The organism is Streptomyces sp. SID13031 (genome assembly GCF_010548305.1).
Lineage (GTDB): Bacteria > Actinomycetota > Actinomycetes > Propionibacteriales > Kribbellaceae > Kribbella.
On record NZ_JAAGLV010000018.1, the window covers coordinates 150,382 to 166,506 of the forward strand.

The following is a 16,125-nucleotide window of genomic DNA, read 5'->3' on the forward strand; positions in this document are numbered from 1 at the left end:
CATGCGTAATGTCCGGGCTCAGTACGGCACCGCCTGTGGGGCGGCCGTGAGTTCGAGGGGATGTCGCCTGTGTCCCACCTTCCTTTTCGCCGCCGCCCGGCGGTGATCGGCGCCGTCGTCGGCGCCCTGCTCGCAGTTCCAGGTCTTTCTGCCGCCGCCACGTCCACTACCCACCCCAGCCATCCACCGCAAACCGCCCCCGTGGTGACGCGGGCCGGGCTCGACCCTGCTCTGGTGCAGGGCCGCGGCGCCACCGTGCCCTTCATCGAGCAGGAGGCGGAGAACGCCGCCACCAATGGCGAGAAGCTCGGCCCCGGTCGCGAGGCCTACTCCCTACCCGCCGAGGCTTCGGGGCGCACCGCCGTACGGCTGAGTCAGGCCGGGCAGTACGTGGAGTTCACGCTCTCCAAACCGGCCAACGCCCTGACCCTGCGCTACAGCATCCCGGACAGCGCGTCGGGTGGCGGATTGCGTTCCCCGCTTGACGTTCTGGTGAACGGCAAGCGCACGAACACGATGACGCTGACGTCGGAGTACTCGTGGCTGTACGGCATGTATCCGTTCTCCAACGACCCCAACGTCGACCCGAACCCCGGCTGGTGGAAGCCCGAGCCAGACCCGGTCACCAAGCCGTTCCGGCCGAACCACTTCTACGACGAGCAGCGACTGTTGCTCGGCAAGACCTACAAGGCCGGCGACAAGGTCCGCTTCCAGCTCCCGGCCGGTACTACGGCCGCCTGGACGGTACTCGACGTCGCGGACTTCGAGCTCGTCGCCCAACCGTTACGGCAGCCCGCGAAGTCCTTGTCCGTCAGGCTCTTCGGGGCCGACCCGACCGGCAAGCGAGACGCCGCACCCGCGATCGACGCCACGATCGCGGTCGCGAAGAAGCTCGGCTGGACGGTCTTCATCCCGCCGGGCACGTACCAGGTCAACCGGCACATCATCGTGGACAAGGTCACCGTCCAGGGCGCCGGCAACTGGTGGACGATCATCAAGGGCAAGGTGCTGCCGCTCGCACAGCCCGCTCCCGACAATTCGGTGCACAGCGCGCCGGGCTTCTACGGCAAGTACGCCGCGGACGGTGGCAGCACGAAGGTGCACCTGTCCGACTTCGCGATCGAGAGCGACGTCCGGGACCGGATCGACACCGACCAGGTGAACGGCGTCGGCGGCGCGATCGGCGGCGGGTCGACGATCCAGAACCTTTACCTGCACCACACCAAGGTCGGGATCTGGCTGGACGGGCCGATGAGCGGGCTGCTGATCCGCAACAACGTGATCACCGACGCGGTCGCCGACGGGATGAACCTGCATCTGGGCGTCTCGCACGTCCGGGCGACCAACAACTTCGTCCGCAACACCGGTGACGACGGGTTGGCGATGTGGTCGGAGGCCAACGCGGAGGGGCTGGTCAACCACGACAACGTGTACGACCACAACACGGTCCAGACGCCGGTACTGGCGAACAACATCGCGATCTACGGCGGTCGGGACAATGCGGTGACGGACAACCTGGTGGCTGACCCGATTCGCGAGGGCAGCACGTTGCACGCCGGGTCGAGGTTCGGTTCGACGCCGTTCGAGGGGACGCTGTCGTTCGCGCGCAACACGACGGTGCGCGGCGGGCCGCGGGATCTCAACTGGGATCTCGGGCTGGGCGCGATCTGGCTCTACGCCTTGCAGTCGAACATGTCCGGCAAGATCGAGGTCACGGACAGTTCGTTCCTGGACTCGACGTACAACGCGTTCATGTTCGTCGTCGACTGGCCGGTCAAGGACGACTACGCGCTGACGAACGTTGCCTTCCGCAACATCAAGGTCGACGGCACCGGCACCAACGTGCTGAACGCCCGGGTCGGCGGCTGGGCCACCTTCGAGAACGTCGACGCCCGCAACGTGGGTGCGCCGTTCGTCAACAACTGCGGCACCTTCCACTTCACCGGCACGCCGGAGTTCGACGTACGACTCGTCGGCACCGGCAACGACGGCAACTGGACAGCAGACGCCGGCGCTCCCGGCCACTGCGAAGACCGTCCCCCGGTGGTTCCCCCGGCACCTCCGAGCCCCTGGAACTGACCCACAACCCGCCGTGCGGTGGGGCCCGCCCCCTCAGCCCCACCGCACGGCACCCCTGTTTTCAGCGGTCGATCGGCTTGCGGGTTAGGGTCGGGGCATGCGCGAACACGCTCAGCGGTTGCAGGGGCTTGGGACGACGATCTTCGCGGAGATGTCCGCGTTGGCGGTACGGACCGGGTCGGTCAACCTCGGTCAGGGGTTCCCCGATACGGACGGGCCGGACTCGCTGCTCGAGGACGCCGTCGCCGCCATCCGCGGTGGCGCGAACCAGTACCCGCCGGGGCGCGGCATCCCCGCACTGCGGCAGGCGATCGTCGATCACCAGAAGCGCTTCTACGACCTGTCGTACGACCCGGACACGCAGGTGCTCGTCACCACCGGCGCCACCGAGGCGATCGCCGCCTCTCTGCTCGCGTACGTCGAGCCCGGCGACGAGGTAATCGCACTCGAGCCGTACTACGACTCGTACGCCGCCTGTATCGCGATGGCCGGCGGGCGTCGCGTGCCGGTCACGTTGCGCGCGCCCGACTTCCGGCTGGATCTCGATGAGCTCCGCGCTGCCGTGACGCCGCGGACCAAGGTGCTGCTGATCAACTCCCCACACAACCCGACCGGCACGGTGCTCGACGACACCGAACTGCGCGGCATCGCGGCGATCGCGGTCGAGCACGACCTGGTCGTCATCACCGACGAGGTCTACGAGCACCTGATCTTCGACGGACTGCAGCACCTTCCGCTGACGGCGTACGAGGGAATGGCCGAGCGCACCGTCTCGATCGGCAGCGCGGGCAAGACCTTCTCGGTGACCGGCTGGAAGATCGGCTGGATCACCGGCAGCCCTTCGGTGGTCACGGCGGTGAACACCGCCAAACAGTTCCTCACCTACGTCTCCGGCGCCCCCTTCCAGCCGGCCGTCGCCGGAGCCCTTGCCCTCGGCAACGACTACTTCGGCACCCTGCGCTCCACCATGCAGGCCAAACGCGACTTCCTCTGCGACGGCCTGCAGTCCCTCGGCTTCGGCGTCCACCGCCCCCAGGGCACGTACTTCGTCACCACCGACATCCGCCCCCTCGGCCACACCGACGGCATCGACTTCTGCCGCATGCTCCCCGAACGCACCGGCGTAGTAGCCATCCCCACCCAGGTCTTCTACGACAACACCGAAGCCGGCCGCCCCCTGGTCCGCTGGGCCTTCTGCAAAAAACCCGAAGTCCTCGAAGAAGCCCTAACCCGCCTCACCAAACTCTGATCCAATCTGCCCCACATCTGCCCCGCCAATCGACGTGACAGCCCACTCGACCGCATGCAAGACTTGCGTCAGCTCCCTAGGGTTCCTTGTGGAGAAGTGAAGCTGGGATTCCCTCCGGACGGTGGGGCCCAGCTTTCGCGCTTTCTAGCGCACGGTGACCTGGTGGATATCAACCGACTCGGACAATGTGAGCAACCACCGCGGCTCCCCCAACTGCGCGGCCGTCACAGCACCAGCTATGGCATCGGGCAACCAAAGGAGCGGCTCTCGATCCGGCTGCGCGAAGTCGACCGACAGTTGGGGCGCAATCAGCCCCTTCTGCCGCGCGCCGTCGACCAGCCTCAGGTCCCGCCGGTTCTGCGCTGCCGCACGCGACTCGAACCAGGCTGGGGCGTCCAGGTAGCGGCGGACTGGGTAGGGGAAGCCGGCTTCGTCAAGGGTTGTTGTGGCGGACTGGCACTTGGAGCATTCCGGGTTGATTCAGATCTCCGTCAGCGCGGGGCGGCGAACCAGCGTTTGGTGGGTTCTTGGAGCATCAGGTAGAGGAGGGTGCCGTGGAGGGCCAGGCCAAGGAGGGAGGCGGGGAGGGCGGTGATTCCGCCGGCGATGCCCAGGGCGGCGACGACGATCAGCATCGTGCGGGCCCAGCGGCGGCGTTTGCGGACGAAGTACGCCGGGAGGAGGTAGGCGATGCTCGTGCCGAGGATGACGCCGACGACCAGGTTCTTGGCGGAAGGGTCGCCGGTGAGGGTCTTGGCGATCTCGGAGCCGGCCGACGTCAGCGTGAAGAGCCCGAGCAGCACGCACAGGCCGCCGAGGGCGAAGGAGATGACACTGGCGATCGCCACCTGCTTGGGTGGCGCGCTCGAGAGCTGCGCGGAGGAGTACGGGTTCTGCCCGAAGGCACCCGCATACGGACCGGGCTGTCCGCCGTACGGCGATTGCTGTGCTGGCGGCTGCTGCGGTGGAGGTTGCTGACCGGACGAGCCGAAGGCGCCCTGATAAGGCCCCGGCCCATCCTCACCAGCTCCGCCGTACTGGTCACTCATCTCCTACACATTTCCTTCCACCCGAGTCCTCCCCCGATCCTCCCAGACCCACACAAAACCACCACGCTCCCCCAGCCCCGCACCTCACGCCCGCCGTCTCGGGGGTTAACCCCGCAGAGTGCGGGTTGCCCCCCGAGTTTCTGGCTAGGCAACCCACCGTCTGAGGGGTTAACCCCAATGTCGGTTAGCTAAGCCGAGCGTCACGCTGTCAAGAAGGTCGGCCCATGACGCGCTCTCCGACCACTGGCCGCCGACGAACTGCCAGCCGCGCGACAGCGCCGTGAGGAACAGCGACCGGGGAGACTTTCACCCCCGATCCGGGGTGTGTTCTGATCCGGGGGAAAATCCGCCCCGGGCGCACACCCCGGGCGCCAGCGAAAATCCTCCCCGGACCGGTTAATGAGCACCACGCTGTCCACGCCTGCGCCTTCCACAGCCCTGCCCCAGCGTCTCTAGTGCTACCGCCGGAGTTCGTGATGTTCAGCGTGCGGTCGACGCGATACGCCGGACCGCCACCACTCACCAACCTCACCTGATCACACCCAGCCCACCGTGCGCAGGCCCGCTCCCGGACGGAAACAGCAGGTTGGTGAGTGGTGGCCGTCCGCGCCCGCCGCCCACCACCACGAACCCCCGCTGAAGCACTAGACGCCTCGGCCGACCGCACCTTCGACGACCAGCAACTTGGCAGCAGCCAGCCATCACGCTGCGGACCGGTCCGTACGGCCGCTGCGTGTCACCGGCCGACCTTCTTGACAGCGCGACGCTCACCTTGACCCGCCGTCTCGGGGGTTAACCCCTCAGAGTGCGGGTTGCCCCCTGAGTTTCTGGCTAGGCAACCCACCGTCTGAGGGGTTAACCCCCGAGACGGCGGGGTCAAGGAGCGGCAGGCCGCCATCGCGCGCGGGGGCGTGACGCGGGCTAGCCCCCTGGTGGTGTGCGAAGGGGGCGCGGCACGGCCCCGGATCGGGGGATCCGGAGCCACGGCAGAGGGGGCACGGCGCAGCCGTATTGCGGGATCCGGAGCCGGGGCGGAGGGGGCACGGCGCAGCCGTATTGCGGGATCCGGAGCCGGGGCGGAGGGGGCACGGCGCAGCCGTATTGCGGGATCCGGAGCCGGGGCGGAGGGGGCACGGCGCAGCCGTATTGGGGGATGCGGGGCTGGGGGTGGAGGGGGCGCGGCGCAGCCCGGATTGGGGGCCAGGGCTGGGGTGGAGGGGGTACAGCGCGGCCCCGGATTGGGGAATCCGGGGCCGGGCCGTGGGGTGGGGTTAGGCGGGGGTGACTTCTAGGGTGTCTTTGGCTTCGCTTAGGCGGACGTGGATTTTGTCGCCGTCTCGGATGGTGCCGGCCAGCAGGCCTCGGGCCAGTTCGTCGCCGATGGCGGATTGGACCAGGCGGCGGAGGGGGCGGGCGCCGTAGACCGGGTCGTAGCCGGTCATGGCCAGCCATTCCATCGCGTCTTCGCCTACCTCCAGGGTGATTCGGCGGTCGGTGAGGCGCTTTTGGAGGGCGGCGATCTGGAGGCCGACGATCTTGGTCAGCTCCTCGCTGCCGAGGGCGTCGAACAGGACGATCTCGTCCAGCCGGTTGATGAACTCCGGCTTGAACGCCTGCCGGACCACGTTCATCACCTGGTCGCGCTTCGTGGCGTCATCGGTCGACAGGTCGGCCAGGTACGCCGAGCCGAGGTTGCTGGTCAGCACCAGGATGACGTTGCGGAAGTCGACCGTACGACCCTGGCCGTCGGTCAGCCGGCCGTCGTCGAGCACCTGCAGCAGGATGTCGAAGACCTCGGGATGCGCCTTCTCCACCTCGTCCAGCAGGATCACCGAGTACGGCCGGCGGCGGACCGCCTCGGTCAGCTGACCGCCTTCCTCGTAGCCCACATAGCCGGGCGGGGCACCGACGAGCCGGGAGACGCTGTGCTTCTCCCCGTACTCCGACATGTCGATCCGGACCATCGCCCGCTCGTCGTCGAAGAGGAAGTCGGCCAGCGCCTTGGCCAGCTCCGTCTTACCCACACCCGTCGGACCGAGGAACAGGAACGAACCAGTCGGCCGCTCCGGGTCGGAGATGCCCGCACGGGCCCGGCGGACGGCGTCGCTGACGGCCTTGACCGCCTCGCGCTGGCCGATCAGCCGGCGACCCAGCTCGTCCTCCATCCGGAGCAGCTTGCCGGTCTCGCCCTCGAGCAGCCGGCCGGTCGGGATGCCGGTCCACATCGCGATCACCTCGGCGATCTCGGTCGGCCCGACCTCCTCGTTGACCATCGCGTCCGGCGCCTCCGATGCGGCGGGCTCCGCCGCGGCGGCCTCGAGCTCCTTGGTCAGCTCGGGGATCTCGCCGTACAGGATCTCCGAGGCACGCTGAAGCTCGCCGTCACGCTGGGCGCGCTCGGCCTGGCCGCGCAGGTCGTCGATCCGTTCTTTGATCTCGCCGACCCGGTTCAGGCCGGACTTCTCCTTCTCCCAGCGGACTTCCAGCGCACGCAGCTCCTCCTCGCGATCCGCGAGGTCGGCGCGCAACCGGGCCAGCCGGTCCTGCGACGAGGCGTCCTCCTCGCGCGACAGCGCGAGCTCCTCCATCTTCAACCGGTCGACCGTCCGCCGCAGCGAGTCGATCTCGACCGGCGAGGAGTCGATCTCCATCCGCAGCCGGGACGCGGCCTCGTCGACCAGGTCGATCGCCTTGTCGGGCAGCTGCCGGCCGGAGATGTAGCGGTTCGACAGCGTGGCGGCCGCGACCAGCGCGCTGTCGGAGATGGCGACCTTGTGGTGCGCCTCGTAGCGCTCCTTCAGGCCACGCAGGATCGCGATCGAGTCCTCGACCGAGGGCTCGCCCACGAACACCTGCTGGAACCGTCGCTCCAGCGCCGGGTCCTTCTCGATGCGAGTCCTGTACTCATCCAGAGTCGTCGCGCCGATCATCCGCAGCTCGCCGCGGGCCAGCATCGGCTTCAGCATGTTGCCGGCGTCCATCGCGCCCTCGCCGGTGGCGCCCGCGCCGACGACCGTGTGCAGTTCGTCGATGAACGTGATGACCTGGCCGTCCGACTCCTTGATCTCGGTCAGCACGGCCTTCAGCCGCTCCTCGAACTCACCCCGGTACTTCGCGCCCGCGACCATCGCGCCGAGGTCGAGGCTGATCAGCCGGCGACCCCGAAGGGACTCCGGCACGTCACCCGCCACGATCCGTTGCGCGAGCCCCTCGACGACGGCCGTCTTGCCGACGCCGGGCTCACCGATGAGCACCGGGTTGTTCTTGGTCCGCCGGGACAGCACCTGGACCACGCGCCGGATCTCCGAGTCGCGCCCGATCACCGGGTCGAGCTTGCCGTCGCGGGCGCGCTCGGTCAGGTCGACGCCGTACTTCTCCAGCGTCTTCGTGGTCCCCTCGGCCTCCGGCGAGGTGATCCGCCGATTGCCGCGCATCCCGTCGAACGCCTGCAGTAGCGCGTCGGCGGTCACCCCGAGCGCGGTCTGCGCCACCCCCTCGACGGTCGCCAGCGAGATCAGCAGGTGCTCGGTGGAGACGAACTCGTCTCCCAGCCCCAGCGCGCGCTGCTCCGCCTGGTTGAGCACGTCGCTCGTCCTCGGCGACAGGCTTGGCGCTTGCACGCTTCCGCCGCTCGCCTTGGGCAAGCGTGACAACTGCTCCGCCGTGCGGCGGCGTACTGCGTCGAGGTCGCCGCCGGCAGCCTCCAGGAGACCCACCGTGGTCCCCTCGGGTTGCGCGAGCAGCGCCGACAACAAGTGGATCGGCTCCACGGTCGGGTTGCCCGCCGCGGAGGTCTGGCGGATCGCGACCGACAGGGTTTCCCGGGCCAGCGTCGTCAACCGCTGAACATCCATCTGGTTCCAGCCTTTCAAGCTCAGTAACAAGTCCTACTAGAGACAACTTATCCAAACTTGAGTCCATTCCACTCAACTCTGATGAAACCTGGGGATAAGTCAGGGATTCCCCTCGGATCGATGACAGCAAGTGGCCGGCCATCACCCAGCGTGCCCGACGCCACCGACAATTCGGGCAGGAGATCACCAAGGCCTCCGGGAGGAGCGCAGCTCAGGGTCAGCGTTGGCCTGCGGTCACCAGGCCCGCGTCGTAGGCGAGGATCACCGCCTGGACCCGGTCGCGCAGGCCGGTCTTGGCGAGCATCCGGCTGACATGCGTCTTCACGGTGTGCTCGGTCAGGTGCAGCTCGGCCGCGATCTCGGCATTTGAGTTGCCTTTGGCAACCAGTACGAGGACCTCGCGCTCGCGCGCGGTCAGGACGTCGAGGCGGGCCGCCACGGCCGGATCGAGCCGGCTGTCGGCGAAACGGTCGATCAGGCGCCGGGTCACCGGCGGCGCGAGCAGCGCCTCGCCGGCCGCGATCACCCGGACGGCGTTGATCAGCTCGTCCCGCGACGACCGCTTCAGCAGGAAACCGCTCGCGCCGGCCCGCAGCGCGTCGTACACGTATTCGTCGAGGTCGAACGTGGTCAGGATCAGCACCCGCGGCGCATTCACCTGCGCGGCCAGCCGCCGGGTCGCCTCGATCCCGTCCATCACCGGCATCCGGACATCCATCAGCACGACGCCCAGATCAAGCACGGCAGCCGCCTGCCGGATCGCATCCGCACCGTCGATGGCCTGCGCCACCACCTCGATATCCGGCTGCCCGTCCAGGATCATCGCGATCCCGTCCCGGACCAGATCCTGGTCGTCCACCACCATCACCTTGATCGGCGCGCTCACCCGGGCAGCGCTCACGATCGACTCACCCCCGTCGCCGCTCACCGGCCCGCCTCACCGTCGGCCGCGTCTTCGGCCGCACCGTCCGCCGCACTCACCGAGGCCGCGGCCCCGCTGACCGGGAGGCGCGCACTGATCGTCGTCCCTTCGCCCGGCGCGGTCCTGATGTCCAGCCGGCCGGAGTGGATCCGCACCCGCTCCCGCATCCCGGCCAGCCCGTGCCGCCCGGCACTGCGCGCCGCGTCCAGATCGAACCCAACCCCGTCGTCCGTCACCTGCACCACAATGCCAAACTCGTCGACCTCCACCACGACCATCGCGCTCGTCGCCTTGGCGTGCCGCGCGACGTTCGTCAACGCCTCCTGCACCAGCCGGTACGCCGTCAGCTGGTGCCCGGTCGGCGAGCGGCCCGGATCACCCCGTACCTCCAGCCCGACCGTCAGTCGTTCGTGCGACACCACCTCGGTCAGCTGCCGTAGCTCCGCGAGCCCGGGCTGCGGGGTCAGCTGCGGATCCGGGACCCCGTCTGCGTCGCGGAGTGCCGACAGCAAGCGGTCCAGCTCGCCGAGCGCCCGCCGTCCCGCGTCCCCGATCCGCTGGAAGCCGTCCAGTACGTCGCGATCGCCGCGAAGCAGCAGATCGGGGCCGGTCTCAGCCTGGATCACCATCAGGTTCACCGCGTGGGCGACGACGTCGTGCAGGTCGCGCGCGATGTGCGACCGCTCGGTCAGCACCACCTTGGCCGCATCCTGCTCGGCGGTCAGCTTCTCCAGCGCAGCCTCTCGTGCGGCCGCCACCCGGTAGCGCCGGTAGACCCGCGCGAGGATGCCGACACAGACCGGCAGAGCCAGGATCAGCGACAACGTCGCCGGCCACTGCCGGTCCACGATCTTCTCGTAGGCGAAGTTGTGGAGTCCGCCGCCACTGAAGCCGAACTCCAGCGGCTGCAACTTCAGGGCCGGGAAGACCAGCACCAGCTGCGAGTAGCGCACGAGTTCGGCGATCACCGGCAGCGCGACCAGCGGAACAGTTGCTACCGGCAACGAGAACCGCAACGACCGATCCATCGCCAAGGTGAAGAGCGCGATCGAGAACGCCGTCAGCACACTCCAGCTCGTCGACGTCTGCCAATAGCTCAGCAGCGCACAGCAGGCGAGGACCGCGACCGGCAAAGCCGGCCACCTACGTCGCAGTACGAGCGTGAGGCCCGAATACGCAATGACATAAGGCATCCAGCCTGGCGCAGTCCACCAGTTCCCCCAGAACTGGTCACGCCAGAGCTCTACCAGGATCGCCTGCGTCACCATCGCGGCGAGCAGCACATCGAGAGCCACGGCGTTCTCGCGTGCCGTGAGGAAGCGGGTCAGCTCCTCCGGGCCCCGGACCGGTCTCGATGGCCGCCGCTGGAGCCAGACAGCGATGGCCATCAGACCGACCAGCAGCAGGGCCAGCGACTGCCACCAATACCAGCCCCCGTTCACCAGTTGGTCGTACCGGCGCTCGGTGATCCCCATCAGGCTGAGCCCAGGGTTGTCGTGCCGCACATCCTGATCGACGTAGAGCCACTCCACGAGGTTGATCCACACGACGTTGACCAGCAGCGGCAGACCCGTCACCACAGCCAGAGTGGCCAGGACCGTGACGGGATGGCACCGCCTCGGCAGCGCCCAGACGGCCAGCGCGGCGCCTACCAGGAGGACCCAGTCGACCGGTCCCAGCAGGAGCGCCACGTAGGCCGCGCCGACCAGACCGACGGAAGCCACCACCGGTACGACCCGGCGGAAGGCGATCAGGGCAGGTGCGAGCGCGACCACGGCCACCAGGACGACCGGAGCGTTCGGCCAGGCCGCCGGCTGGGCGTAGATCCACACCTGGGTGATCGCCAGGCCTAGGACGGCCAGCACCACGTCCGTGATCCGGTTGGCGAGCAGCTTGCGGATCCTGGCGATCATGCGTTGGCCTGTTCTTCGGCGTACGGGAGATGGGCGCTGATCGCCGTACCGGCGCCTGGGTGGGAGCTGATGGTGAGGGTGCCCTCGTGGACGCGAACGCGTTCGCGCATGCCGGTCAGGCCGTGCCGGCCGTCGGGTGGGCTGTTCTGGTCGAAGCCCTGGCCGTCGTCGGTGATCCACACGCCGACGCCGCCGGAGCTCACGTCGACCAGCACCCGTACTGCGCTCGCTCGCGCGTGCTTGACCACGTTGGTCAGCGCCTCCTGTACCAGCCGGTACGCCGTCAGCTGGACCCCGTCGGGAATCTGCGCGAGGTCGCCCCGCAGCTCCAGCGAGACGGGCAGTCCCTGCTCGGACAGGCCATCGGTGAGCTGCTGCAGATCCTTCAGGCCCGGTTGGGGTGTCAACGACGGGTCGGGGACACCGTGCGCGTCGCGGAGAGCCGACAGCATCCGGTCGAGCTCGCCCAGCGCCTTGCGGCCGGCGTCGCCGATGCGCTGGAACCCTTGCAGTACGTCCCGTTCGTCGCGCTGGACCAGATCGGGCCCGGTCTCGGCCTGGATCACGATGAGGTTCACGTGGTGGGCGACGACATCATGCAGGTCGCGCGCAATCTGCGAGCGGCCTTCGAGCAGTACCTGGACCTGCTCGCGCTGCTGGTTCTGCTTGACCAGCTCGGACTCGCGCACCGCCGCCAGCCGGTTCTCCCGGGCCAGCCGGACCAGCAGACCCACGGCCCAGGCCGCCAGCATGATCGCCGACAGCCAGACCGGCCAGGCCCGCAGCATCGACGGCTCCTCTTCATCGAGGTTGCCGATGACAGTGACCAACCGGACGATCGGCTTGCCCCCGATCAGCCAGCCGAGCAGCGGCAGGGCTGCGAGACCGCTCGCCGCCACTGCCAGCGACCGTGGCCAGGGCCGCCAGACCCCGAGCGAGTAGAGCGCCACGGCGAGAGCCGGCGTCAGTACAAAGTGAGTCTGCGTCACCGGATAGCTGAGGAGCCCGGCGAGGCCGAGGACCACGCACGGGATCTCCGGGATCACCCGCCGCAGGGTGAGCGAGGCCGGCGCGGCGCAAGCGAACAGGAGCAGCCACTGCCGGGCGCCGGCCCAGGCCCACTCGGTCCCGAGGCTCCTGTTGGCGGTGATGTCGTAGACCATGGCCGCGACCAGGGCGGCGGCCAGCAGCCCGTCCAGCCAGAGCCGGTTGGCCGGATCGGTGAAGAACCGTTGGATCGCCTGCAGCATCGTCGGACCCGCGTCGAGGTGCTTCCAGGCGACGCCGAGCAACCAAGCGCCGATCAGTAGCGGATAGAGCCAGACGGACGCCGACCACTCGAGTGGATCGGCGAACGCGGGGATCCGGTACTGCGGGTAGCCGGGGAGCGACCACCCGGCCCACTCGATCCCGGGGAACTTGGCTGCCAGCGTGGTCAGCCGGAACCAGTTGATCAAGGCAACAGCCGTGGGGAGGGCGACAGCGAGCGCGCCCACCGCGGCGGCGTACAGGGGTGGGTGGGTGGCAGCCAGGAGGCAGAGGGCTACCGCCAGGAAGGCGATCAGCACCCAGGACCGGCCGGCTACCGGATAGGCCAGGATGGCGGCAAGGGCCAGCGCGGGTGCGGGCAGGAACGGCCAGCGACGGCGTACTGCGAGCGTTGCGGGCGCGAGCCCGATGACGACCAGCACCCAGCGGTTGGCGATCCCCCACGGATCGTCCCGCCCGAGCACGAACAGGTCGACGGCGCACAAGGCCGTCGCAACGGCTCCGAGCACCCAGTCGAAGACCTCCGGGCGGACGCCCCGAAGCCCACCGGAGCGCGCGCCCGCGGCGGAGGCGACGGCAGGCGTGCTGTGTCCACTCACCTGTTCATTCTGCGACTTCGGAAGGGTCCGGGCCGTCACTCTTTGGAGTGATGACCCATTGCGATTGGTCATCCGTTGCAGTGACCCAGGAGGGCTCTTGACGGCGATGTGCCGGCCCTGGTCCGGCGGCGAGGGTCGAATCATGACCAAGAGTTCCGTTCTCGAGCCGGTGAAAACCCGGAATCTGTCGCCCGGATTCACCCTTGCCGCCGTCGGGCTGGCAGCTGCCGCGATCATCGCCCTCTGCCTGGCGATCTGGCCCCCGTCGTCCACGATGTCCGACCTGCGCGTGTACTACGCGGCGGCCAAGGGCTTCGTCGACGGCGAGGACATCTACACGATCCATCACAAGTACCCGGGGATGGGCCTCGGCTTCACCTACCCGCCGTTCGCGGCGATGATCATGGCCCCGCTGGCGATCGGCGAGCATTTCGCCCGGCTGCTGATCACTGTACTGTCGGCCATCTCGGTGATGGTGATCGGTCTGGTCACCGTCCGTGCGGTCCGCCCGCAGTGGTCGAGGAACCGGGTTCTGGCCGCCGGGCTGGCCTTCGGGACGCTGGGGATCGCCCTCGAGCCCGTCCGCTCCACGTTCGGGATGGGCCAGATCAACCTGGTCCTGCTGGCCCTGCTGATGACCGACCTGCTCGGCCACACGCCCCGGCGGTTCCGCGGCGTACTGATCGGTGTTGCCACCGGCATCAAACTGACGCCGGGCATCTTCATCGTCTTCCTGCTGGTGACCAAGCGCTTCCGGGAGGCAGCCGTCGCGTCGGCGGCGACCGCCGGCACGCTGCTGCTGGGCTACCTCGTCATGCCCGGCCCGACAGTGGACTTCTGGACCCGCTACATCTTCGACCCGGGCCGCCCGGGCCCGGCGCACTACATCAGCAACCAGTCAGTGCGCGGCACGTTGGCCCGGCTGCTCGAGAACTCCAGCATGACCGGCCCGCTCTGGTTGCTCGCCGCAGTCGTCATCGGCAGTGCCGGCCTGATGACCGCCCGCCGCCTGTACGCCGCCGGGCGACCGCTGGACGCGATCGTTGCCACCGGCATCACCGGGCTGCTGGTCTCGCCGATCTCCTGGTCGAACCACTGGGTCTGGGCGCTCCCCGCCGTCGCCGTGGTCTGGTCCTGGGCCGCTCGGAGCAACGCGCTGAAGGCCTTCGCCGCCGCCTGGACGGTCGTCTTCCTGATCGGGCTGCCATGGATGGCCCCGTGGGCGCACGACCAGGAATTCCACCACACCTTCCCGCAGGCCCTGGTCGGAAACTCGTACGGGATCGCCGCGATCGCCTTCCTGGCAACGGGTTTGATCATCGCCGGCTCGACTGCCAAGAGTTCCGATTCAGCGAAGGTGCTCCGATGAAAGCGGTCTACGACGGACTAATGCGCCGCCGCCTACAGTTCCTGTGGCTGGCGGTCGCTCTCACCCCGCTGCTCTACTTCAGCTGGTCCGGCAACGTCGATCTGAACGTCTACCGAACCGGTGGCTACGCCTGGCTCCACGACATCAGCCTCTACTCGGAAGGCTTCGGGCAGCTCGTACCCTGGGTAGCACTGCCCTTCACCTACCCGCCGCTCGCCGCGGTGTTCTTCGTCCCACTGCACCTACTGCCGATGCCGCTGGCCGATCTGGCGGTGTGTGTGGGCAGCGCGGCGGCGCTGACGGCGACCCTGCTCGTGGTCGCCTCCCGGCTGCGTGGGTGGAACAAGGCGGCCATCGTGCTCGGTCTGACCGCGACTGTCGCGGCCTTCGCGTTCGAACCGATCCGGTCGACGATCGGCTTCGGCCAGATCAACCTCATGCTGATGGCTCTGGTGGCACTGGACTGCCTGCTGCCCAAGACCCGCTGGCCCCGCGGCGCCCTGGTCGGTCTCGCCGCGGCGATCAAGCTCACGCCCGCTGTGTTCGTGGTCTATTTCCTGGTACGCCGTCAGTACCGCGAGGCGGCTGTCGCCGTGGCGACCTTCGCCGGCCTGGCCGTGGTGGGATTCGCGCTCGCCCCGGCCGACTCCGCGAAGTACTGGTTCGGAGTGCTGTTCGACCCCAGCCGGATCGGCGGCGTGACCTACGCCTACAACCAGAACGTCCAGGCGTTCCTGAGCCGCGTGATGGCCGACGGCCCGATCCAGTCGCTCCTGTGGCTCGGGTTGGTGGCGGCTACCGGCGTACTGGCTGCCGTGGTCGCTCGCCGGGCGCGCGCGGCAGGTGACGACGTCCTGGCGCTGCTGGCCATCGCCACCTGGGGCTTGCTCGCGTCACCGATCACCTGGTCGCACCACTGGGTGTGGATCGCTCCCGCTGCCCTCTACTTCTGGCATCACCGCCACTGGTGGATGCTCGCGGCAACGATCGTCTTCACGCTCGGCCCACACACCATGCTGGACCCGGAGGGCCGCCACTGGTCCTGGCCCGAACAGTTCTTCGGTGCCGGCTACGTCGTACTGGGCCTGGCATTCCTCACCACAGCGGCCCTGTCAGGGACCTTCCGGCACGACCGGAGCCAGCAGGCTCAGGCTTTGAACTCGGAGGCGCGGATCCGGTAAACCTGGAGGTTCAGGTCGTAGTACTTGTCGGTCTCCCCGACCCACTCCATCCCCAGCCGGACCGAGGTAGCGATGGCGCGCTTGTTGTTCGGCCGGGCGACCGCGAACAGCTCGTCGGTCGAGCCCTCGGCGAACGCCCACGTCATCAGCGCACGGCTCGCCTCGCTCGCGAACCCGTTGCCCCAGGCGGTCGGCCGCAACTGCCAGCCGATCTCCAGGTCCTCCTCGTACGGCGGCAGCAGGCGGATCAGCAACCCGCCGACCACCTCGCCGTCGTCCTTGCGGGTCACGGCCCATCGCCTGGCCGGTACGACGAAGTTCGGCTGGGCCTCGATCCAGGCCTGCAGGATGACCCGCATGGTCGCGGCATCGGTGACCTTGTCGATCGCCGGCGACAACCACTGAGCCACATCGGCCGAGCCGTAGATCTCCAGCGCGGCGTCGGCATCGTCTTCTTCCCAGTCCCGGATCAGCAACCGGTCGGTCTGCAAGGTGAGCGTCACCTCGCCAGCGTAGGCGGTCACCTAGAACGCCGACAGCAGGAAGCCCCCGGACCGGGGTAGGTCCGGGGGCTTCGGCCGGAGCCGTCTGGGGGTGAGACAGGCTCCGGCCAGGGCCGGAGCCACCTGGGGGGATGCGGT

At 68.7% G+C, this 16,125-nt stretch carries 10 protein-coding genes and 1 pseudogene; 4 read left to right on the forward strand and 7 right to left on the reverse strand.

Annotated elements, in window-relative coordinates:
* The first annotated feature begins 69 nt into the window (after positions 1–69).
* Both G3I17_RS30865 and G3I17_RS30870 read left to right on the forward strand, forming a co-directional pair.
* Positions 70–2,079, forward strand: a complete 2,010-nt coding sequence (locus G3I17_RS30865; protein WP_343238473.1) for a glycosyl hydrolase family 28-related protein — start codon at positions 70–72, stop codon at positions 2,077–2,079.
* Positions 2,080–2,176: 97 nt separating this feature from the next.
* A complete protein-coding gene (locus G3I17_RS30870) occupies positions 2,177–3,328 on the forward strand; it encodes a pyridoxal phosphate-dependent aminotransferase (protein ID WP_164601152.1) in 1,152 nt (383 codons plus the stop codon).
* A 387-nt stretch (positions 3,329–3,715) separates the two neighbouring features.
* Here the strand turns inward: G3I17_RS30870 and G3I17_RS41210 are convergent.
* The 6 genes and pseudogenes from G3I17_RS41210 to G3I17_RS42320 all read right to left on the reverse strand — a co-directional run.
* Positions 3,716–3,808 (reverse strand): annotated as a pseudogene (locus G3I17_RS41210) (arsenate reductase family protein); the annotation flags it as partial.
* A gap of 11 nt (positions 3,809–3,819) precedes the next feature.
* Positions 3,820–4,377, reverse strand: a complete 558-nt coding sequence (locus G3I17_RS30875; protein ID WP_164601153.1) for a hypothetical protein — start codon at positions 4,375–4,377, stop codon at positions 3,820–3,822.
* Between the two features lie 1,271 nt (positions 4,378–5,648).
* A complete protein-coding gene (gene clpB / locus G3I17_RS30880; RefSeq protein ID WP_164601154.1) occupies positions 5,649–8,231 on the reverse strand; it encodes an ATP-dependent chaperone ClpB in 2,583 nt (860 codons plus the stop codon).
* Positions 8,232–8,448: 217 nt separating this feature from the next.
* The gene (locus G3I17_RS30885) at positions 8,449–9,096 is read right to left on the reverse strand and encodes a response regulator transcription factor (RefSeq protein WP_164601201.1); all 648 of its coding nucleotides are present in this window, start codon (positions 9,094–9,096) and stop codon (positions 8,449–8,451) included.
* A gap of 59 nt (positions 9,097–9,155) precedes the next feature.
* Entirely contained in the window at positions 9,156–11,066 is a 1,911-nt protein-coding gene (locus tag G3I17_RS30890; RefSeq protein WP_164601155.1) for a sensor histidine kinase, read from the reverse strand.
* On the reverse strand, positions 11,063–12,934 hold the full coding sequence (locus G3I17_RS42320) for a sensor histidine kinase (RefSeq protein WP_164601156.1): 1,872 nt from the start codon (positions 12,932–12,934) through the stop codon (positions 11,063–11,065). Before G3I17_RS42320 ends, G3I17_RS30890 begins: the two co-directional genes overlap by 4 nt.
* 142 nt (positions 12,935–13,076) lie before the next feature.
* Here G3I17_RS42320 and G3I17_RS30900 point away from each other — a divergent pair, with 142 nt between their 5' ends.
* Together G3I17_RS30900 and G3I17_RS30905 are read left to right on the forward strand one after the other, a co-directional pair.
* A complete protein-coding gene (locus tag G3I17_RS30900; protein ID WP_164601157.1) occupies positions 13,077–14,303 on the forward strand; it encodes a glycosyltransferase 87 family protein in 1,227 nt (408 codons plus the stop codon).
* A complete protein-coding gene (locus tag G3I17_RS30905) occupies positions 14,300–15,484 on the forward strand; it encodes a glycosyltransferase 87 family protein (RefSeq protein WP_164601158.1) in 1,185 nt (394 codons plus the stop codon). The genes G3I17_RS30900 and G3I17_RS30905 overlap by 4 nt, the downstream gene beginning before the upstream one ends.
* Here the strand turns inward: G3I17_RS30905 and G3I17_RS30910 are convergent.
* Positions 15,451–15,987, reverse strand: a complete 537-nt coding sequence (locus tag G3I17_RS30910; RefSeq protein WP_164601159.1) for a GNAT family N-acetyltransferase — start codon at positions 15,985–15,987, stop codon at positions 15,451–15,453. The two genes, G3I17_RS30905 and G3I17_RS30910, sit on opposite strands and share 34 nt — an antisense overlap.
* Between the last annotated feature and the right edge of the window lie 138 nt (positions 15,988–16,125).